Annotated in this window: 17 protein-coding genes and 1 tRNA gene; 6 read left to right on the forward strand and 12 right to left on the reverse strand. The window is 56.7% G+C overall.

What is annotated here, in order from left to right:
• Positions 1-318: 318 nt before the first annotated feature.
• The gene (locus ACYBHZ_RS11925; RefSeq protein WP_460274508.1) at positions 319-1,503 is read right to left on the reverse strand and encodes a DUF6538 domain-containing protein; all 1,185 of its coding nucleotides are present in this window, start codon (positions 1,501-1,503) and stop codon (positions 319-321) included.
• Positions 1,504-1,855: 352 nt separating this feature from the next.
• Between ACYBHZ_RS11925 and ACYBHZ_RS11930 the strand changes: the two genes are divergently transcribed.
• From ACYBHZ_RS11930 to ACYBHZ_RS11940, 3 genes are all read left to right on the forward strand, one after another.
• On the forward strand, positions 1,856-4,159 hold the full coding sequence (locus ACYBHZ_RS11930) for a type I restriction-modification system subunit M (protein ID WP_460274509.1): 2,304 nt from the start codon (positions 1,856-1,858) through the stop codon (positions 4,157-4,159).
• Positions 4,160-4,233: 74 nt separating this feature from the next.
• Positions 4,234-5,583: a restriction endonuclease subunit S gene (locus tag ACYBHZ_RS11935; protein WP_460274510.1), complete on the forward strand. Its 1,350-nt coding sequence runs from the start codon at positions 4,234-4,236 to the stop codon at positions 5,581-5,583.
• Complete coding sequence (locus ACYBHZ_RS11940) at positions 5,580-8,882, forward strand: type I restriction endonuclease subunit R (protein WP_460274511.1); 3,303 nt, start codon at positions 5,580-5,582, stop codon at positions 8,880-8,882. The genes ACYBHZ_RS11935 and ACYBHZ_RS11940 overlap by 4 nt, the downstream gene beginning before the upstream one ends.
• A gap of 51 nt (positions 8,883-8,933) precedes the next feature.
• Here the strand turns inward: ACYBHZ_RS11940 and ACYBHZ_RS11945 are convergent, their stop codons facing one another.
• Positions 8,934-9,578: a recombinase family protein gene (locus ACYBHZ_RS11945; RefSeq protein ID WP_460274512.1), complete on the reverse strand. Its 645-nt coding sequence runs from the start codon at positions 9,576-9,578 to the stop codon at positions 8,934-8,936.
• Positions 9,579-9,770: 192 nt separating this feature from the next.
• Here ACYBHZ_RS11945 and ACYBHZ_RS11950 point away from each other — a divergent pair, with 192 nt between their 5' ends.
• Complete coding sequence (locus tag ACYBHZ_RS11950) at positions 9,771-10,079, forward strand: hypothetical protein (RefSeq protein ID WP_460274513.1); 309 nt, start codon at positions 9,771-9,773, stop codon at positions 10,077-10,079.
• Positions 10,080-10,489: 410 nt separating this feature from the next.
• Here ACYBHZ_RS11950 and ACYBHZ_RS11955 read toward each other — a convergent pair whose 3' ends face one another.
• The 8 genes from ACYBHZ_RS11955 to ACYBHZ_RS11990 all read right to left on the reverse strand — a co-directional run bounded on the left by ACYBHZ_RS11955 (position 10,490) and on the right by ACYBHZ_RS11990 (position 17,515).
• The gene (locus ACYBHZ_RS11955) at positions 10,490-11,428 is read right to left on the reverse strand and encodes a hypothetical protein (RefSeq protein WP_460274514.1); all 939 of its coding nucleotides are present in this window, start codon (positions 11,426-11,428) and stop codon (positions 10,490-10,492) included.
• Positions 11,429-11,628: 200 nt separating this feature from the next.
• Positions 11,629-12,054, reverse strand: a complete 426-nt coding sequence (locus tag ACYBHZ_RS11960) for an HNH endonuclease family protein (protein WP_460274515.1) — start codon at positions 12,052-12,054, stop codon at positions 11,629-11,631.
• A complete protein-coding gene (locus ACYBHZ_RS11965) occupies positions 12,035-12,508 on the reverse strand; it encodes a hypothetical protein (RefSeq protein ID WP_460274516.1) in 474 nt (157 codons plus the stop codon). Before ACYBHZ_RS11965 ends, ACYBHZ_RS11960 begins: the two co-directional genes overlap by 20 nt.
• Complete coding sequence (locus ACYBHZ_RS11970) at positions 12,505-13,080, reverse strand: hypothetical protein (RefSeq protein WP_460274517.1); 576 nt, start codon at positions 13,078-13,080, stop codon at positions 12,505-12,507. Before ACYBHZ_RS11970 ends, ACYBHZ_RS11965 begins: the two co-directional genes overlap by 4 nt.
• Positions 13,081-13,841: 761 nt before the next feature.
• Positions 13,842-14,213: a BRO-N domain-containing protein gene (locus tag ACYBHZ_RS11975; RefSeq protein ID WP_460274518.1), complete on the reverse strand. Its 372-nt coding sequence runs from the start codon at positions 14,211-14,213 to the stop codon at positions 13,842-13,844.
• Between the two features lie 159 nt (positions 14,214-14,372).
• The gene (locus ACYBHZ_RS11980) at positions 14,373-15,716 is read right to left on the reverse strand and encodes a tyrosine-type recombinase/integrase (RefSeq protein WP_460274519.1); all 1,344 of its coding nucleotides are present in this window, start codon (positions 15,714-15,716) and stop codon (positions 14,373-14,375) included.
• A 92-nt stretch (positions 15,717-15,808) separates the two neighbouring features.
• Positions 15,809-15,884: transfer RNA gene (locus tag ACYBHZ_RS11985), tRNA-Thr, on the reverse strand.
• A 53-nt stretch (positions 15,885-15,937) separates the two neighbouring features.
• Entirely contained in the window at positions 15,938-17,515 is a 1,578-nt protein-coding gene (locus ACYBHZ_RS11990; RefSeq protein WP_460274762.1) for an ABC transporter permease, read from the reverse strand.
• 376 nt (positions 17,516-17,891) lie between these two features.
• Between ACYBHZ_RS11990 and ACYBHZ_RS11995 the strand changes: the two genes are divergently transcribed.
• Positions 17,892-18,767, forward strand: coding sequence for a hypothetical protein (locus ACYBHZ_RS11995; protein WP_460274520.1), 876 nt, complete (start codon positions 17,892-17,894; stop codon positions 18,765-18,767).
• A gap of 15 nt (positions 18,768-18,782) precedes the next feature.
• On the opposite strand, the gene ACYBHZ_RS12000 is transcribed toward ACYBHZ_RS11995, so the two are convergent.
• Positions 18,783-19,463: an eCIS core domain-containing protein gene (locus ACYBHZ_RS12000; RefSeq protein WP_460274521.1), complete on the reverse strand. Its 681-nt coding sequence runs from the start codon at positions 19,461-19,463 to the stop codon at positions 18,783-18,785.
• 23 nt (positions 19,464-19,486) lie between these two features.
• Positions 19,487-19,759, reverse strand: a complete 273-nt coding sequence (locus tag ACYBHZ_RS12005) for a DUF2312 domain-containing protein (RefSeq protein WP_460274522.1) — start codon at positions 19,757-19,759, stop codon at positions 19,487-19,489.
• 183 nt (positions 19,760-19,942) lie between these two features.
• On the opposite strand from ACYBHZ_RS12005, the gene ACYBHZ_RS12010 reads away from it, so the two are divergent.
• The gene (locus ACYBHZ_RS12010; RefSeq protein ID WP_460274523.1) at positions 19,943-20,158 is read left to right on the forward strand and encodes a hypothetical protein; all 216 of its coding nucleotides are present in this window, start codon (positions 19,943-19,945) and stop codon (positions 20,156-20,158) included.
• Positions 20,159-20,167: the final 9 nt, after the last annotated feature.

Consider the following 20,167-nt stretch of genomic DNA (forward strand, 5'->3'; position numbering starts at 1 on the left):
CATAAACCATCCGTGTGGGGGCACCATTCTACGGCCCAACTTATTGATCTGCCTCGCAAATTACGCGCAGGAGCTCAGCCGTAGGACATGGCGTCTACTTAAGGGCACCTCTGCGCCCCTAAGACGGATCAAAATGTCCAAAATATCAAAGACATATAAGGGCGATGACTACACCTGTCCAGATTGTGGCGCAGTCTATTCAGTCCAATGTATCCAGTGGCCGAGCCGAGAGCGGGATCAACACACATGTGAGGTCTGCGGCAAGTTCCGGAGCTGGAATTCGACCGACGAGAAGACCTTTACCTTGATCAAACGGCCCTAGCTCTCAGTCAGGCACCCCACGCACTGATCCATCCACTTCTTCAGGACGGTCAACGGGTATCCCGATCCATAGGACTGCCCTACCCCATCGGTCTCCCATCCTCCGATCTGGTCAGCAATATCGGAAGGACACTCAACTGCCCTGAGTCGGTCCCTCATGGCATGGCGGAAGCCGTGCATGGTTCCACCCTCATTGACGTGTGGCTTGATCCATTTGTTCAAAGCCGCGCTCGCTGAGTTGGCGTTGGCGGTCTTCCCATCTGTGTAGCGCGGGAAAGCGAACTCGGACGTTTCTGGCTGATCATAGAGTTGTTGCGCGGCCCAGAGAGCGGCTCCAACCAGAGGAACCTTGCGTTCGCTGGATCGGGTCTTGAGACGTCGCCAAGGGTGCGGCTGGATGACAACATACGGCACCTCTGCATGAAGCACTAAGTCATCCCTACGCAGCCCTGCAGCCTCTGCCAGACGCATTCCAGTGTCAGATACAAGGGCGACCATCCAGCGCAGGTCATCGTTAATCAGGCGGCATTGTGTCTGAACGTGGGCTACAGCAGACTTGGAAAGCGTTGCCCGAACTTTCAAACCCGACGAGCGATCATAGTAAATCCCGGTAAATGGGTTTGCGATGTCTAGTCCCACCTCACTGATAGCAAAATTGACGACAGCCCTGACCGTCCCAAAAATGCGGGTAATACTGCTCCCAGTCAGCCCCTTCTGAATCAGGGTGTCGCGGAACTTGGTCGCATCTACCTTCCGATACTTGGTTAGGTCCTTATCCCCACATGCGTCTATAACGTAGCCACAGGAGCGCTCAGCAGCCCTCTTGAACGTAACTGGCCGTCCTTTCCCCTTGAGGCGGAGATAGATCGCCACGGCTTCCGAGAGCTTCACTGAGGCTTGCTGAGGTTCTTCGCGGAAAGGCTCTGCCCGTCCCCCCTTGTGTCGCAGCAGATGTTTGCCGGGGAGATCCTGATCCTTGATGCGCAGATGATACCAATACTCATCTAGCTTCTGTGCAGCTCTCTGAGAGCGCGACGCTGCGATAGCTGCCGACCGGGTGCGCAGCGAATAACAGATCTTCGCCGCCGAATAGTGCTTCCTCAGATCGCTTGGGACCCTGCGTTCGAAATAGAAAATTCCTTCTTTGGTGAAGGAATACGGGACCGAAATGTCATACGCCATGTCCTACGGCTGAGCTCCTGCGCGTAATTTGCGAGGCAGATCAATAAGTTGGACCGTAGAATGGTGCCCCCACACGCGTTCAAATCGAACTCGTCGCGGGAGTGTCGTATTTGTTTTCAATGACTTACGGGGAGGCGCCTTGCGGAGGTGTCCCAGAAAGTGCCCTTAATGTGTCCCAATTTGTTTGGTATGTAAAGACCGCCAAGTAAGCGCCCCCCAATTGGGCGAGTTTGCCATCTCTTCGAAGGTGAAGGCACGTTGCTCATTCCCGCCCGGGAAGTCGTCTGTACAACAGAATTTGCTCCGCCTAATGTCCAACCGATTGCAGTAACAAAAAATCCGAAGGTGTAGCTTGTCCCAATCAACGAATAACCTCGCTAGTTACATCTGGTCACTTGCAGACCTCTTGCGCGGCGATTTCAAGCAGAGCCAATATGGCCGCATTATCTTGCCGTTCACCCTGCTTCGCCGCCTCGAATGCGTTTTGAAAGACCGAAAGGCTGACGTCCTTGCGGAGCATGCGCGACTCGAGAAATCGCCACTTCCCGATGAGGCCAAGGAAAAGCTCCTGCTTCGTGCGGCCCAGCTCTCCTTCTACAACACATCCAAGATGGATTTGTCGTCACTCGGCGCAAGCGGCATCAAAGACAACCTTGACAGCTACATTCAGAGCTTCTCAAAAGACGCACGCGAAATCTTCGAACACTTCAAGTTTGGTGAATTTATCGCGCAGCTCAGCGACGCCAACTTACTTTATAAGGCCGTCCAACAGGTCAAAGGCGCAGACCTTCGCCCGGAGGTGGTGTCAAACCACGACATGGGCTTGGTTTTCGAAGAGCTCATTCGCCGCTTTGCAGAAGGGTCCAACGAAACCGCCGGTGAACACTTCACCCCGCGCGACATCGTTGACCTCACAACTTCGCTTGTTTTCATGGAAGATGATGAGGCCCTGACCCAGGAAGGGGTTATTCGCACCATCTATGACCCGACCGCAGGAACAGGCGGCTTTCTATCAGCAGGTATGGAATATGTCCTGCAATTGAACCCCGGTGCAGTCATGCGGGCCTTTGGGCAGGAATTGAACCCCGAAAGCTATGCGATCTGCAAAGCGGATATGCTGATCAAAGGGCAAGACGTCACCAACATCAAGCTTGGCAACACCCTGTCCCAAGACCAGTTGGTCAATGACAAGTTCGACTACATGCTCTCCAACCCGCCCTTTGGTGTGGATTGGAAAAAGATTGAAAAGGACATCAAGGACGAACACGCGCTCAAAGGATATGGCGGGCGCTTTGGCCCTGGTCTCCCGCGCGTCTCTGATGGCTCGCTCCTTTTCCTGATGCACCTGCTATCCAAGCTTCGCGATGCCGAGCAAGGCGGCGGGCGCGTCGGCATTATCCTCAACGGCTCCCCGCTTTTCACCGGCGGGGCCGGGTCAGGCGAAAGCGAAATCCGCCGCCATATCCTGGAATCTGATCTATTGGAGGCCATCGTCGCACTGCCAACAGACATGTTCTATAACACCGGTATTGCTACCTATGTCTGGGTCCTGACCAACAAAAAAGCCCCAGAACGCAAGGGCAAGGTGCTGCTGATCAACGGCACGGACCTCTACAGCAAAATGCGCAAGTCTCTCGGCTCAAAACGCAAATGGATGGACACAGACGATATTGCCACCATCACACGCTGCTTTGGCGCGTTCGAGCCTGTTGAGCCAACCGCACTGGACAAACCTGCCGACGCCAAAAGCAACCGTGGCAGGCAGTCAGACGCCCCTAAAACGCCCGCCTCGAAAACCTTTGCGGCTAAGCTCTTTGACACGCATGAATTTGGCTATCGCCGCCTGACGATTGAGCGTCCGTTGCGGGAAAGCTACCAGTTCAGCGATAACCGCATTGCCACGCTGCGCTTTGCTCCCAAACCGCTGAACGCCATCACCCAATGGATTTATGAAACCTATGGCACGGGCTGGGATGAAAATGGCCTCGATTACGGCGTGCTGGACGCGCATGAGGTCGAAATTCGGTCCCATATCAAGGCCGAGTTCCCCGAACTGAAGGAAAAGCAGATCAAGGACGCGCTGGACCCAAAGACTTGGCGCACCCAACTGGCCATCCTGCAAAAGGCCCGCGCGGTGCAGGCCAAGATCGGCACCGACCAGCATGACGACATGAACGGCTTTGACGCGGCGCTGAAGGCGACGGGCGTTGCCTTAGACGCTCCGACGAAAAAACAGATCACGGCAGCGGTCAGTTGGAAAAACCCCAAAGCCGAAAAGGTCATCAAAAAGGTCCACAAAAAAACCGCGCCAAAGCCGTTGTATGGATTGTTCGAGGTCGCGGGACAGGTGGTGGAGTACAAACCCGATGGCGATCTGCGCGATAATGAAAACGTGCCGCTGGACCCTTCCCGCCCGGTGGATACGGTGAATGAGGCCTATTTCCGGGCCGAGGTCGCACCGCATGTACCCGATGCGTGGATGGATGCGGGCAAGGTGGATGCGCTGGATGGCGGTATCGGCATTGTCGGCTATGAAGTCCCGTTCAATCGGCATTTCTATACCTATGTGCCGCCCCGCGATCTGGCCGAGATTGACGCCGATCTGGACAAGGTCAGCGCCGAGATCATGGCGCTGTTGCAAGAGGTGCATTCCTAATGGGCGCGGCGCGGTACACTGACTACACAGTAACTGATATTCCTTGGATAAATAGGTATCCCTCGGAATGGAAATTGACCCGTGTTAAGCACGAGTCGATGGTTAAGGCTAGGGTCGGCTGGCACGGCCTCAAATCAGATGATTTCACCGAAGAAGGCCCGTACCTGGTTACAGGGTCAGACTTTCTCGGTCCAACAATCCAATGGGGAAATTGCTACCATTGTGACATCTCTCGCTATGAACAAGACCCAAATATCCAGTTGAAAAATGGCGACCTGCTCATCACAAAAGATGGGACCATTGGAAAAGTGGCGCTTGTCGAGGGGTTGGACGGCCAAGCCACTTTAAACAGTGGGGTCTTCGTGGTTCGACCATTGACGACTAGCTATACTAGCCGGTTCTATTTTTGGCTGCTTCAATCCAAAGTATTTACAAGTTTCGTTGATTTCAACAAAACTGGAAGTACGATCTCTCACCTCTATCAAGATACTTTTGTCAATTTCAGCTACGCGTTACCCTCCCTCCCCGAACAAACCAAAATCGCGGCGTTTTTGGATTTTGAGACGGGGAAGATAGATGCGTTGATTGCCAAGCAGGAGCGGTTGATCGCGCTGCTTGAGGAAAAGCGGCAAGCGGTGATCAGCCATGCGGTGACCAAAGGCCTCAACCCAAACGCCCCCCTGCGCCCCTCCGGCATAGACTGGCTCGGCGATGTGCCGGAGCATTGGGAGGTTGCAAGAATCAAGCATCTTGCGATCACTATTTCCAAAGGGACGACGCCAAGCACAATCGGCGGCGATTTGGTTTCACACGGTATTAGGTTTCTAAAGGCTGAGAATATTGGCAAGTCGGTGTATGCATCCGCGCAGCCTGAGTTTTACATATCCCCAAAGGTAGACGAGGATTTGGCGAGGTCTCGCCTGCAAGACCAAGATGTACTCGTTATTATTGCTGGCGCGACAACAGGCTTAGCATCAGTAATTGGGCCAGAGCTTATACCAGCTAACACAAACCAGGCCGTTAGCTTCATTCGCCCCAAAGAACTAATGCATGCTCATTTCATCATGAATTGGCTTGGGACCGAGTTTGCCCAACGCCATATTTGGGTAGGCGCGGTTCAAGCTGCGCAACCAAACCTGTCGATGGAAACACTCGGCAACATACCGATAGCAGTTCCCCCCAAAAGGGAAGTCGAATTGATTTTGGACACCATTTCCAAAGCCAACACCAAGTTTTCCGATCTTCTGGGCAAAGCCCAATCCGCCATCAGCCTCCTCAAAGAGCGCCGCACCGCTCTAATCTCTGCCGCTGTCACCGGCAAGATTGATGTGCGCGATTGGCAGCTACCTGAAGAGGCCACTGTTACTTCTTCCCCAGAGATTTCCACCCAAGATTTTGACCAAGTGCAGGAGGCCATCGGATGAGCATTTCCCACGGCGTGACCCGCGAAGATGTTTTTCAAAACGAGATGATTGCCCAGATGATCGCGGATGGCTGGCAGCTTGGCTCCCCCGCCGGATATAACCGCGAATTGGCGCTTTATACCGAAGACCTGATCGGCTTTGTCAAAGACACGCAAGGCACCGAATGGCAAAAGCACTGCAAGAACTATTCCGGCAACCCCGAAGAAAGACTGCTGTCCCGCGTGGCTAGTCAGTTGCAGAAGGCCGACCCCAACGCCACCGGCAAAGAGCTGCGCACCTATGGCACGCTCGGTGTGCTGCGCCACGGGGTAAAGGACCGCAATGCCAAATTCGCCTTGTGCCAGTTCAAGCCCGAGCATGACCTGAACCCCGACACGCTCGCCCGTTACAAACAAAACCGCCTGCGTATCGTGCCCGAGCTGGTCTATAGCCCCTATGCCAGTGACGCGCATCTGGCGGCAGAGGGCACGCAGGCCAAGAAATGGCGCATTGATCTGGTGCTGTTCGTGAACGGTTTGCCCGTGGTTACGCTGGAGCTGAAATCAGAGTTCAAGCAATCGGTGCAGAATGCGATCAACCAGTACAAGAAAACGCGCCTGCCCATCGACCCGGCCACCAAGAAGCCAGAACCACTGTTGACCTTTAAACGCGGGGCTTTGGTCCATTTCGCGGTGAGCCAGTACGAGGTCCATATGGCTACGCGGCTGGATGGGGCTGATACGTTCTTCCTCCCCTTCAACAAGGGCACCGCCGATGGCGGCGCAGGAAACGATGTGCCCGATGATGTGAACAGCTATGCCACGGCCTACCTGTGGCGAGAAGTGCTGCAACCTGACGCGCTGCTGAATATCCTTGCCCGTTTCATGCATTTGCAGATCGAGGAAAAGGAAGATTGGGAGGGCCGGAAGTACAAGAAGGAAACGATGATTTTCCCGCGTTATCATCAGTGGGATGTGGTCGGGAAACTGATCGAAGCGGCAAAGGCCGAGGGGCCGGGCAACAAGTATTTGATCCAGCACAGCGCCGGGTCCGGCAAGTCGAACTCCATCGCCTGGACCGCGCATCAGCTATCGTCGCTGTTTGAGAGCGGCAAGAAGGTGTTTGACTCGGTGATCATCGTAACGGACCGAACGGTTCTGGATGACCAGTTGCAAGAGACCATCTATCAATTCGAACATGTGGACGGGGTGGTCGGTCGCATCAACCGCGAGGAAGGCGACGGGTCCAAGTCAGAGAAGCTCGCACATGCGCTGGAGTCGGCACAGCCCATCATCATTGTGACGATACAGACATTCCCCCATGTGCTGAAAGCCATTGAGAACAGCACCAGCTTGAAAGAGCGCAGCTATGCGATCATCGCAGATGAGGCACACTCCTCGCAGACTGGATCGACTGCGCGGAAGCTGAAAGAGGTGCTGATGCTGGAAGAGCGCAGCGATGATGAACCGCTCAGCTCAGAAGACATCCTGGATGCCGCTGTTGCTGCCAAACGCGCCTCCAACAATCTCAGCTACTTTGCCTTTACCGCGACGCCAAAGACAAAAACGCTTGAGCTGTTCGGGCGCGTTCCAAACCCAGCAGAGCCGCCCTCAAAGGCCAACAAACCCGAGGCCTATCACGTCTATTCAATGCGCCAAGCTATCGAAGAGGGTTTCATTCTCGACGTCTTGCGCAACTACACCAGCTACAAGATTGCCTACAATCTCGCCCTGAAAGCCCAGGAAGCGGACGCTGAGGTCGATAGCAAGAAAGCAAAAGTGAAGCTGAACCAATGGGTTCGTTTGCACGACTACAACATTTCGCAGAAGGTTCGGGTGATCATCGAACACTTCAAAGAAAACGTCATGGGCCTTCTTGGCGGACAGGCCAAAGCTATGGTCGTCACCAGTTCCCGCAAGGAAGCAGTGCGGTACAAGCTAGCCTTCGACAAATACATCGCAGAGCAGGGTTATGCGAAGATGCATGCGATGGTGGCCTTTTCGGGGGAGGTCGAATTTGACAATAGCGACCCGAATTCTGAGGGTCTCATGGGAGAAAAGTTCTCTGAAACTGGGATGAATCCGCTCCTGAAGGGGCGAGATATGCGCAAGGCATTCGACAGCGACGACTATCAGGTGATGATCGTCGCCAACAAATTCCAGACTGGCTTTGATCAGCCAAAGCTATGCGCCATGTACGTCGATAAGAAACTTGCAGGCGTGGAGTGCGTTCAAACCCTCTCGCGGCTAAACCGGACTTATCCTGGCAAAAGGGAAGCCGGAACGTATGTCTTGGACTTCTTCAATGAGCCTGAGGATGTGTTGTCCGCGTTTCAGGAATACTATCAGACAGCAGAATTGGTGGACGTTTCCAACCCTGACATTGTCTTTGACCTATCGGAAAAGCTTCGGGCTTTCGGCATCTTCACCTGGGTAGAGGTCGAGAAGTTCTGCGAAGCATTCCTGACACAGAACCTGAGTAGCGCGGCAGTCGCCAATATCTGCAAGCCTGCGGTCGACCGTTGGGCTACCCGCTACAAGTCCGCGAGGGAAGCTTATTCGACAGCGTTAGAGATGGCTGAACGCGCCAAGAACAGTGGAGATGCCGTTCTGATTGCGAACACTGAAGGCACGCTGAAGGACTGCAAAAAAGAGAAAGACAGTCTGGAGCTATTCAAGAAAGACTTGGCAACTTTCGTGCGTTTTTATGAGTTCATTTCTCAGATCGTCGACTACGATGACAAGGAGCTTGAAAAACTCAGCTTGTATTCTCGGCAACTTGGCCCGCTCCTCCGAGAGACCAATCTAGATCAAGAGGATTTGGACTTAGGGGAGGTTGCGTTGAGCCACTACCGCCTTTCCAAGATCAAGGAACAAGACCTGAAACTAGCAGTCGATGCAGCAGAGGGGCTAGAGCCAGGGAGTGGATTGGGCAGCGGCAAAGCCAAGGACAAAAAAGAAGAGTTTCTTTCCCAAATCATCCAACGCTTGAACGAGGTGTTCGCCGGAGAAGGCCTGACTGAAGACGACATGGTCAGCTATTTTCACACGATCAAGTCCAAGGTGCATGCGAACGCGCCCGTGATGAAGCAAATCACAAAGAATACCCGTGAGCAAATCATGTTGGGTGACTACCCGCTAGCTGTAGACGACGCACTATTCGAAAGCAGCGAAGCTCACCAGAAACAGTTCCTGAAGTTGATGAAAGACCCGGAACAATTGGACAGGTTCAAGCGCCTGCTCTTGGATATGGTCTTGCACGACATCCAGAGTGGAAACGCCGCGCCTGGTAAGAGCTCCAAAGGCTCCGAAAAAGACTGATACACCCCAGCGAGGGCGAACGACGCAAATAATCGGACCAGAAGGAAGGCTCTACCCTGCCTTCTCTTCCCATGCACTCAGCACCACCTCAGCACGCACCGGGTCGGCCTTGATGCGGAGCACCGCTTGCCGCGAAAGACCCGTGGCCTTGGCGATCTGAGAAGTCCCTGCCCCTTGGTGCAACATATCGGTAACCGTTTGAAGGGCCTTGCGGTCATATGAGGGCTTCCTTCCAAGGTAAGCCTGTGGCTCCCGCTCTTTTTTCGCCGCTATACCCGCCTTCTGGGCCTCTTTGGTCGCCTCTGCCTGTGCCTGTGCTGTGGCTGCCATAAAAGCAATGAGAGCGTCCCTGACGGCTTCCTGCATAGGGTCAGAGGTGGCACCGTCAAAGGTCAGGCCATTGATGACAGTGCGGATGATGACGCCCCTCCGCATGAACTCTCGGATGGTGTCCGTCACATCCTGATAGTTGCGTCCTAGACGGTCCACCCACCGGACAACCAGAGTGTCCCCCTTGCGGAGCATGTCGAAGAGCCTCCGCCCCTCTTTCCTCTCTCTCAGAGCTGTGCTTACGCCAGACACACCGTGGTCTGACACCACGTGGTCAATGGTGAAGCCTGCAGCCTCAGCTTGAGCCTTCTGGTGGTCAAGCGTCTGGTCTGCGGTGGAGACGCGGGCATAGAGGATGGTGGCCATAGGGTGTCCGTTCATGTGTCCGTTGCGGTACTGTCCGATAAGTAGACTGTCCGTTGACCCATGTCAACCCTTACGGACATACTATCGGACACCTCCACAGATGACCGCTACGGCATACCCATACGGACATGCGATTGTTACTTGCTGCAATGAAAAACTGAATTAACCTAGAAGAAAAATGGAGGTTTCGAGATGCCAAAACCTGATTGGACGGCGGAAGAATTGGATGCATGTCAAAAGGAGGTTGCAGATTGGAAAGGTCCTAAACCGCAAGACCCGATTCAATTTTCTTTGAAATGCTTGGTGGTGACCGTAGGGATAATCGGTGTTCAAGGATTTGTGGCAGCAATGACTGGCGACCTGCCCCCTGACGGCTTGGCCACACGATCTACATCGCTTACCTGCATCTTTGTGGTGCTGGGTAGCTACATGTATCAACGACGCCTTGAGAAAAAGTGGTGGGATGCCGTAGATACTTGCCTTCGATTCAAACAAGAGTAACCCCACCGGGGGAAACGCGTGGCTATATATATGATCTCTGCTACGCAGATACGTGGCACAAAATATTCTGACCCCCTCAATATAGATCATCGTATCTGACATATTTGAAAAAGGGTGGAGGCACCCGATTGTCACCGGATGCCCCCTTCGCATGTTGACTGCGGGGAGCCTTAATCCCCCTCAGCCATTCCTTGATCTGTGTTCGAAAGCGGCTCTTGTTGCGTCGCAGGTTTCTGAGCGTCTTGCAGCGTCATCTCGGACCCGTTCGCATTCCCGTTCTGCCCCCTCTTGCGCCAGCCTCCGCTGCTCAGCCGCATATCTAAAGAAAGCCTCATTCTGTGCTCTGGCCTCTTCGGAGACGTGGCGACCAGAAGGGACCGTTACGCCTGTGTTCTGGTTGCATTTCGGGGTCATGCACGGCTGACCTTCACAAGCCCTTGAGACACCGCGTCGGTCCACTTGACCACGCCGCGACCGGGAATGTTGATCGCCACTTCACCGCCCTCAAAGATTGGCTCAAGACCAGCGTCGATAAGGGCCTGCGGGAAGGCTGCGTCCTGCCATGCGGTCATGGCCTCATCGGTGCTCAGTGGGGACCATGCTGCTGCCTCTGTCTGTGCTGCGAGGTCTTGGAAGGCGGCGGTGCTGCCGGTCTTGAGCATCTCAGAGATTGCAGCATTGAAGGCTTGGCGATTGTCTTGCCAAAGCTCTTGCAACTCCGCCTCATCCATCCCCGTTGCTGCGGTCACCTTGGCGGCGTAGGCGTCACGCACGGCCTCAAGACCGACGTCAGACAAACCGCCTTCGAGTTTGAGATAGTCCGTTGTCTTCTCGGAGAACTGACCTTCATTCAAATCAGCTTCGAGGGAGGAGATTGTGGCAGGAGAGACGCTGGGGAGCACCTCTTTGGTGAACGTATCAGCGGCGCTCACAGGGGCCTCAGGGGCTCGTTCAGGGGCTGGATAAGGGTTGCCCTGCGGAGAGCCGTCAGAGGCGCTCAGAGAGTCGCTCTGGGGCTGTGTGAGCATTGCCTTGGAGGGGTCTGCAATGAGGCCATCACGAACCGCTTGCTCCACCTTCACAGGCATTCCGTGGATGAGGACAAGGTCATGCGGACGGGGACCGCCAGCGGGCACGGGGTGGCCTGCCTCGGTCATGAAGGTGTGACCCGTCGCAGCGTCTGCGCTGGGCGTGTGGGTAACCTCTGCACCTCGGCTCTGGGTCATGCCGTAACCGGATGTGACCTCAAGCGAGCCTCCGCCAACTGTGGCGGTGAAGCCCATCTTACCAGAGGGTGCGAGGTTGGAGGCGGGGGTGTCTGCGGCGGTGACGCCGTGTCGATATTCCATGTGGGTTTTTCCTTTCGAATTGGGAGAATGAGCAAAAGCTCAGGGAGGCACCCTCGGTCCATCGCGACGAACAACAACAGAGCCCACTTGTGTTTTCGATTGAGATGGAAAGGAGACATCCCGCGAGGGACAGAAGGTGCCCGCCTGAACCTTCGCTCAGCGGGTATGAGCGGCACCCACAGTGGGAACCGCTAGGGGGATTAATCGGTGATGCGAACGAGCCAGAGGTTTTCCTTGGCGCTGTTGCGGGGATTGCCGTCCGAATGCTTGACCGTGTGGCCTGCGGGGATGGGGCGGCTGTGGCAAAGCATCCAAGCCACCTCAGCATGCCTGACAATCTGCACCTCCCCCTTGGTCTTGAAAGACAGAAGAATTTCGAGGTTGTCACCGTATCGCTGGGAAACGAGGTGCTGACCCCCATCACGCTTCCAGAAAACCAGAGAGCCACGCAACACCATTGCGCGGGAGACGAAGGCAAAGAATTCTTCGGTGGTCAAAGAGCATCTAGGCCGGGGCGTATCGGGAACCGGAGCAAGCGCGCTCAGGACACCTTGCGCGGGCTTCGGGAAGTCGCCGGGCAACGGGTGAAGGCCATCGGCGAAATCGTCAAATGCGGAGCGTGTCATGTGGGGGTGTCCTTTCGGGGAGCTTTACGGTGAACTTGCGGCGTGCTTCCGGTGCCGTTGTGGACAGCGTCAGAGGTCCCCAGCCCTTGGTCTTCATTCGATCACGGCAGGCTTGCATGTGTTCGGAGATCATCGCATTCCAGCGGCGCTCCGCTTCCAATTCGGCGGCATGCTCGGCGGCGTCCTGCGCCTCCTGTTCCGCCTGCTCTGCCTCTGCCTTGCGCTGGGCCTGTTCGGCCTTGGCGGCGGCTATGACCTCATCAGCTTCGAGGAGACGCATGGCTTGCTCTAGCGTCTTCGGTCGCAGATCGCGCTTGCCTGCGTTGAACTGTCGAACAGCATCGCGGAGCCTTTCGGCCTTCTTCGAACAGACGGGCGAACAGGTCAGGGAGTTGACCGCCTTGGGCTGAAACGGGCACCCGCAGATCGGGCAGGTCCGTTCATCGAGCGTCATGCTGCAATCGCTTCCGCATGCACTGATCGGCGGCTCAGCTTCCATGCAGACCACGGGCAAGACCTCCGCTTTAAGCGCCCATCCTCATAGACTGGGGGATGGTCTGGCCCAAAATACTCTGCCGGGAAAGCCAAGGCGTCATGGGGCGGGAGAGTGTTCTCCGGGTTCAGCACTTCATAAGAACGCTGCTCATAGACCTCCTGACAGTAGTGGTCGAGGCTGTGCCCTATTCCAATACGCCCGGTCCCATCCATATACCAAGCCTTAAGCAAGTCGTGTCGGGTCAGCCATCTCCGCAGCTCTGCATTGCTTCGTGCTTGTGCGATCAGTCGCTCCAAAAACTCGGCACGGTAACGCGGCGGCGTCTCATATAGCGCGTTGGTCAAGTCAGTCAGCCTAGTCTTCCGCATCTCACTTCGCCGCCTTTCGTCCCTGCTGTGGGCAACCTTACGGGAGCCACGGGCAGCGTTGCGGGACTTGCGCTTGCGGCAATTGTCGCTGCAATACATCTGGTTCTGGCGGCGTGGCGTGAACTCGGCGTCACAGGCGGGGCATTGAATTTGTTCGGTCATGGTCTGGTTCCTTGGGTTTGATGGATGATCGGGAAGGACAGCCCGTCAGCAGGCCCGCCAAGGGGCCCGACCAAAGGCGCTATCGGGCATGCGAGGGCTGCCCACCGCGATCATCGAGGGGGATGGAGAGGAGGGGCTTCTTCGTCCTACTGTGTGGGTTATTCGGTGACATATTGTCGCGCCGCTTAACTTGAGACGAACGTGCTGGTGAGCGGCCCATAAAACGGGCGTGCTAAGTCTGCCACCCTACTGTGTGGGTCATCGCCTCCGCCAACGCCAGCGCACGCCTGCTGCGGCGGTACGTCTCTCTGTCCGGAGGGGTGGGTTATTCGATTTAGCGGCCCTCGCATGGCCGATAGCGCCTGAACGCTGAACTGCTAAAACGTCCCTCCACCACTATAAAGAAGACAACTTCATGGGATGAATGGGTTGTGTTGGAGGGGATGGTGAATATCATCACACCTTCATCAAACCTCGGCGCAAGCCGGGAGCAAGGTGTTCTGAACGTGCAGGAAAAACTGCCTGCTAGAGGTGGCCTAGCTTGAACTTTTCGGTCTTGTTCAGGTCGGAGACCAGAAGGTCGCGCTAACGCGCTCTGAAGACCACAGAGAGGTTTGATCATCTTTAATCAAATCTCTCAATCCACCTCAGCGGCGTAGCCGCCTGCAACGATATATGCACCGTTCTGTGTGAGGTTGTATGAGAAGATGAGGAGGTCTTTCAGCCTCGCACGCTCGCTCGCATGGCCGTTATGGTTTCCCTCATAGTGGTGGAGGGACGTTTTCTGCCTCAGCGCCCTTAGGTGCCTCTATAGTCTTCCGCGCACCGGGCATGGTGTAGCTTCCCGTCTTGCGGATGGAAGGGAGAACCTCGCGGGTCACCCAATCTTGGAATGCCTTGGCTTCCTTCTTGTCGCTGCGCATGACGAGTTTGTAGAGGCCACTCTCGGAGATGAGTGTGGTATGCCACGAGGACCCGCAGAATAAATGCGGGTGCTCTCGTTTGGTGACTTTCACCTTCTCGTCTTGTCTCAAACGTGTCAGCCAGCGGTGAGTGCCAGCGTGAAGGTCCATGCCTAGCATCTGGCAGGCATCCACCGCCACGAACCACGGCTCACCGTCGATCTCGACCACCCTCAGGTCCATTCCGTTGAAACTGTAGGTGGACACTGAGGGTGCCTGAGATGAAATCAGGGTGCTCCTTTACTCTGTGTAAGGGTGCTCATTAAGTCCCATGGAATTTCCATGGGTCTTCCATACCCTAAATCCGATTGAGGCCTAGAGTGATTCGATCTATCTCACCCCCACAGCCCTCCGCACCACCTCCGCAGCCACCTTCAGCCAAGCCGCTTCGCTGCCATACACCCGGTCCCCAAGGTTCCCCGCCGCATGGCCCATGATACGGTGTTCAATCCGGGGGTCTGCACCAGCCTCAATGAGCTTGTCCTTGAAGTTGTGGCGGAGGCTGTAGACCACATGCCGCCTATCATCCGTCACAGCCCTCACATGCTTGTTCAGGGCTGCAGAGAGTCGCTCAGCGCCTCCCTCGCGGGCATAGTGCGGGAAGAGAAGGGTTCCACCCTCGGCCAGCTTAACGGCCTCCTGAGTGGCTCCCAGAGCGTCTCCTGCGAGGGGGACCAAGCGGTGACTTGACACTGTCTTGATGCGCCTGTCTTCGTGCCATGTGACGTGGATGTGGGGCGTCTCGTGATCAAGTTTAACGTCTTCTAGCCGAAGCCCGGAGATTTCGCTGGGGCGACACCCCGTTCCCTCCAGAAGACGCCAGATCAATAGCAACTCAGGGCGCTTGCTCCGGGACAGCCTTTCACGCACGTTAGCAATGACTTCCACAGGCAACGGGAGCCGGGCCTTACGGTCAATCGTGGGTGCTGCACCGCTGGCTTTCACCTCCAGCTTGCGGAAGGGGTTGGCCACAGTACCGACCAGATCGAACTCGACCAAGGCCAGTTCGACAATTGCCCGAACAGCATTCAATTCCCGTCTTATCGTTTCTGCTGACAGCGGTTTCCCGGTGACTGTCTTGGAGTTTTGGAGGTGGTCGAGGAGCTTCCTGCCATGCTGCCTACGGAGGTTTGCAATCGGTAGCTTTGACAGCTTGCCCAACGCTTCCTCGGTCTTCCTTCTCCCCCTCGCCAGTCTGTTCCTAGGGCCACGCCCTTGGCTTTCGTCGATCTTCTCGCGCTCATACAGATCGAAAGCATCTGCGAGAGTGTATGCTGGAGGCGCTGCATCGGGCTGGATAACGGCCTTGTAAAGCAACGGGTCACCTTGGCGCTGGGCAATGTCTTCCGCCAAGACCTGCCTGATTTCTTCATCATCGCCACGGGCACCTTCCAGTAACCGATCAGCCTCTTGTTGGGCCTCCTTCCAAAGAACGCGGGGAGATGCACCCTCGCGCTCCTCCACAGAGCGCCTGTGCGCCGCTACAAGGGCCTCAAACTCGGTTGATAGGGTTTCCCACTCGGTGACCATAGCGGGGCCTGAACGGGCTTTGAGGGGCTTCTGGAAGAATGTCTCTCCCCGAGCCTCAGCAACGTCCTTCGGCCAGCGCCTGCGGAACCTCTTTCGACCTCCGCCCAGTTCGTCTATGTACTTCAGCTTCATTGTCACAGCCATGCAAGTGTCCTCGAAGTGTCCCGAAATGTGTCCCGGAACAGCAACGCAAGTGCATGTTAATCAATGAAAACAGGGCCTTCAAGAGAAGGTGGTGGTGCCCCCACACGGACTCGAACCGCGGACCTACTGATTACAAATCAGTTGCTCTACCAGCTGAGCTATAGGGGCACACTGGCGCTCATTTAAGCGGAGGGGGCGCGAGGTGCAAGCGGTTTGTCGTCTTAACTTAAATCAGACGCATGCTCCGAGCGCGCCAGGAGCAAGACCGCGACGAGGCCGACGGAAATCACCAAAAGAGCGGCGGGGGATGCTGCTTCCAGCTGCTCGAGGGAGGCCTTCTCGAACACCCGCGTGGCGAGCGTGTTGTAGTTGAACGGGCGCAGGAGCAGCGTGGCGGGAAGTTCTTTCACGCAATCGACGAAAACCAGCAGGAGCGCGGTGCCGACGGAACCTCGAATCAGCGGGACATAGACGCGGCGCAGGGTGCCGCCGAGCGTTTGACCAAGGGAGCGCGCGGCCATTGGCAGCGACGGCGCGACACGGCCGAGCGCCGCATCGGTCGCGCCTTGCGCCAAGGCGAAGAAACGCACCACATAGGCCAGAATGATCGCCACAGGCGTGCCGGTCATCAGAAGGCCGGGATCATAGCCCGTGAGCGCTTCGATACCATCGGCGACCACATGATCCAGCCCCGCCAAGGGAAACAGGATGCCGATCCCGAGCACCGCGCCCGGCGCCGCATAGCCTAAGGTGGTGAAGGGCAGCACCAGACGCGGAAGCTTGCGCCCGGTGAGACGCACGCCGTAGACCATGAACAAGGCCGCCAGAACCGTCAGGAACGCCGCACAGCCCGCGACCGTCAACGTGTTGGTCAAAGCCGACATCAGACCCGGCGCGAGCCATTGGTCCGGTTCGCCCAAAGCGTGGTGGGTGATGACACTGACCGGCAGGATGAAGCCCACGGCGAAGGGCACGAAACACAGGGCCAGCGCCAGAATGCCCTGCCAGCCCGAGAGACGGATCGGCGTGATCGGGCGGGCCTGACGCGCCCCTTGGGAATAGCGCGCCCCGCCGCGCGAGGATTTCTCAAACGCGATCAAGAGGAAGACGACGACCATAACGACGGAGGCGATCTGCGCCGCGCCGCCCGCGTTGCCACCCTCAAGCCATGTCGAGAAAATGCCGGTGGTCAGGGTTTGAACCGCGAAATAAGTGACGGTGCCATAGTCGGACACGGTTTCCATCATCACGATGGCCGTGCCTGCGGCGATGGCAGGGCGAGCGAGCGGCAGGCCGACGCGCCAGAAACGTTCGAAAGGCCCTGCCCCCAAAGCCCGCGCGGTTTCATAGACGGAACCCGATTGTTCGCGAAAAGCTGCACGGGTCAGCAGGAAGACATAGGGCGTCAAAGCGGCGGCCAGAACGATGATCGCGAAACCGAGGGAGCGCACCTCCGGGAACCAGTAATCACGCGAGCTCTGCCAACCGAACACATCCCGCATCATGCTCTGGAGCGGCCCGGCATATTCGAGAAAATCGACAAGCGCATAGGCACCGACATAAGCCGGGATCGCCAGCGGCAGGAGCAAAAGCCACTGAAGCGCCCGCGAAAATGGGAAGCGATACATGGTCACGAGCCACGCCGCCCCGGTGCCGACACAGGCGGCAAGCCCGGCGACGCCGAAGGCGAGAATGGCCGTCGTCCGCATGTAGCGCGGCAAGGTCGTGGACATGAGATGCGGCCATATATTGTCGCTCGGATGGAAGGCGATCCAGACCACGGCGATCAAAGGCATCATCACCAGAGCCGCGATCAAAAAGGCCCCGACAGACCAAGGAGACAGATGCGAGACACGCGAGAGCCCGCCATGCCGTTTGGCGTCGGGTTGGGTCTCGCAGGCTGGTGGTTGAGTCATTTGGTCGGTCATGCGTTTGGCTTACTGCCTTTCCTGCAAGACGTGAAGCCAAACTTGTGTGCCGAAAGCTCTACAGTGCAGGCTCTGCCCCCTTCACATATCGTGGTGAAATCGGTTTCCCTACACGGAAAAGCGTTTATATTGTCAAAAGCTTTCCCGTTCGCCGCGGGGCAGCGCATCGCCATGTTTTGCGCCGATTGGGCACGAAACAAAGGGCGCAAAGCCGACAAAGAGAGCAAAACAGGATATCCGCAGGCCCATGATCATTTCCATGCATATTGGCGCCCATTGCACCAATGGCGCGCAGCTCATGCGCGGGCTTCTCAAGAACAAAGCCGTTCTGGCCGAACACGGCGTGGCGATCCCGCCCCCGTCGCATTACCGCGACATTCTTCCGCAGATCATGAAAAAGGTGAAAAACGAGCGCGCCAGTGCGGAAACGCAGGAGATGCTGCTCGACCAAATGCTCGACATAGATGATTGCCAGCGGATGGTGCTGTCCTATGAGGACGTGATCTGCATGCATCCTCTGATCTTCGAGAAGGGCCAGTTCTACAGCAAGGCCGACTTCAAACTGCCTTGGCTGCGCAACGCTTTCGCGGATCACGAGATGGAGTTTTTCATCGGTTTGAGAAATCCGGTGACGTTCATCCCCGAAGCCTTTTCCAATTGCGGCCCGAACACCAGTTTCGACAAATTCCTCTCCGGCATCAATCTCGACACGCTGCGCTGGTCGGAGCTGCTGTCTCGCATCCGGAATTTCTGCCCGGACGCATCTCTGAGCTGTTTCGCCTTTGAGGACACGCCTCTCACGTGGTCCCAAGTTATGCGGGAGATGACCGGGATCGGCCTGATGGTGCCGATGTCCGGCGGGCTTGATATCTTGGCGACGATCATGAAGCGCGAAGGCATGAAGCGTCTTCGGACCTATTTGCAGAGCCACCAGCCGCAGAACGAAGAACAACGCCGCCGCATCCTTGAGGCTTTCCTAGACAAATATGTCAACGAGGACGCTCTGGAAGAAGAGATCGACCTGCCCGGCTGGGACGAAGATCTCGTGGAGCGCCTGACCGAGGCTTACGAGGAAGACCTCGAACGGATCGAAGCGATGGAAGACGTTCACTTCATCGCGTGAGCAAACAAAGCTCGCTTACCGCTCCAGATGCTCGGCGATCAACCCGTTGATCCCGCTGACAGGATGCGACTTCATCCAGATCGCGACGCGGCAGGCCGCCTGCCCGTAGGCCGTCGCATCGCGCGCCGCGGCGGAATGGCGCCAATCTTGGGCAAGCTCGGGCAAAGGGCCAAGGCCGGGATCACAGGTGTCGGCACGAAGATCGAAGCGCGGGTCTCGCGAAACCCATGTCGCGATGCCCTCGTCCACCCAGGCGGGAAAATGCGCCTGCGCGCGCAGACCAATCTGCCGATGAAGTGCAACATGGGCAAGCTCATGGGCAATGATCTCCGTATCATGCCCGCGCGGGCTCAGATAAAAGAGATGACTGCCATAGGCCATCGCACGCGCATCCATGCCGCCCATGACATTGTTGCAAGTCTCGGTAAAACAGATCAGCACGCGCGGTCGTTTTTCGATGTCGAACACCCGGCCAACGCGGATCTCGGCGAGGGTCAAACGGCGCAACATTTCCTTGGAACTTCGCGGACCGGTCAATTCGGAATAGACGCCCGGCGCGATCTTTTGAAATCCGAAGCAGCCCGGGCAAACCCCGGCCATTACCGGGGTAAATCCCAACACCAAAAGACCGAGACCGATCCCCAGCACGAGGGCGATCGTTGACAGGCCGATACGGTGACTGAGACGCCAGGCCATCAGGAAAGCTCAAAACACGCACATCAGCGCATGCCGAGAGCTTCCTTGTACATGTCGAGAATGGCCTCTTCTTCGGCGATCTCGTCGGCGGTTTTCTTGCGCAGAGCGATCAGCTTGCGCATCGCCTTGGTGTCATAACCGCGCCCTTTGGCTTCGGCCATCACCTCTTTCTGCTGGTCGGCGATGTCCTTTTTCTCCAGCTCAAGACGCTCGTAGCGCTCCACGAACTGGCGCAGTTCATCGGCGGTCACGCGGTAAGATGCGTCAGGGCCGGAATTGTGTTCTTCGTCCATCATGGTGGAAACCTTCCTCGGGTTTTATTGCTCTTTTCAGACCCGATCCCTACCTGCCCTCAAAGGGTGAGGCAAGCCTCACCCGCACTCACGCGCAAGGCCCGGCGCGCTTCCGCGCTTGTCTCAGCGCGCCGAAGCGTTTAGGCGCATAGAGACGGCGACTGCGCACAGACGAGGGAGAGCAGGATGGACGCGATTATTTGGGGCGGTGTTGTGCTCACACTCATCGGCGTGGGACTTTTGGTCTATTGCATCGTGGCTGCGATGAAAGCCAAGAAACTCGGCGGCACCGATGACGAAATCCGCGCCCGTTTGCAAAAGGTTGTCGCCCTCAATCTGGCGGCGCTTTTCATCTCTGCGCTCGGATTGGGCGCGGTCACAGTCGGCATCATCTTGGGCTGAAGCAGGCGG

It is taken from the genome of Celeribacter sp. ULVN23_4 (assembly GCF_054788345.1).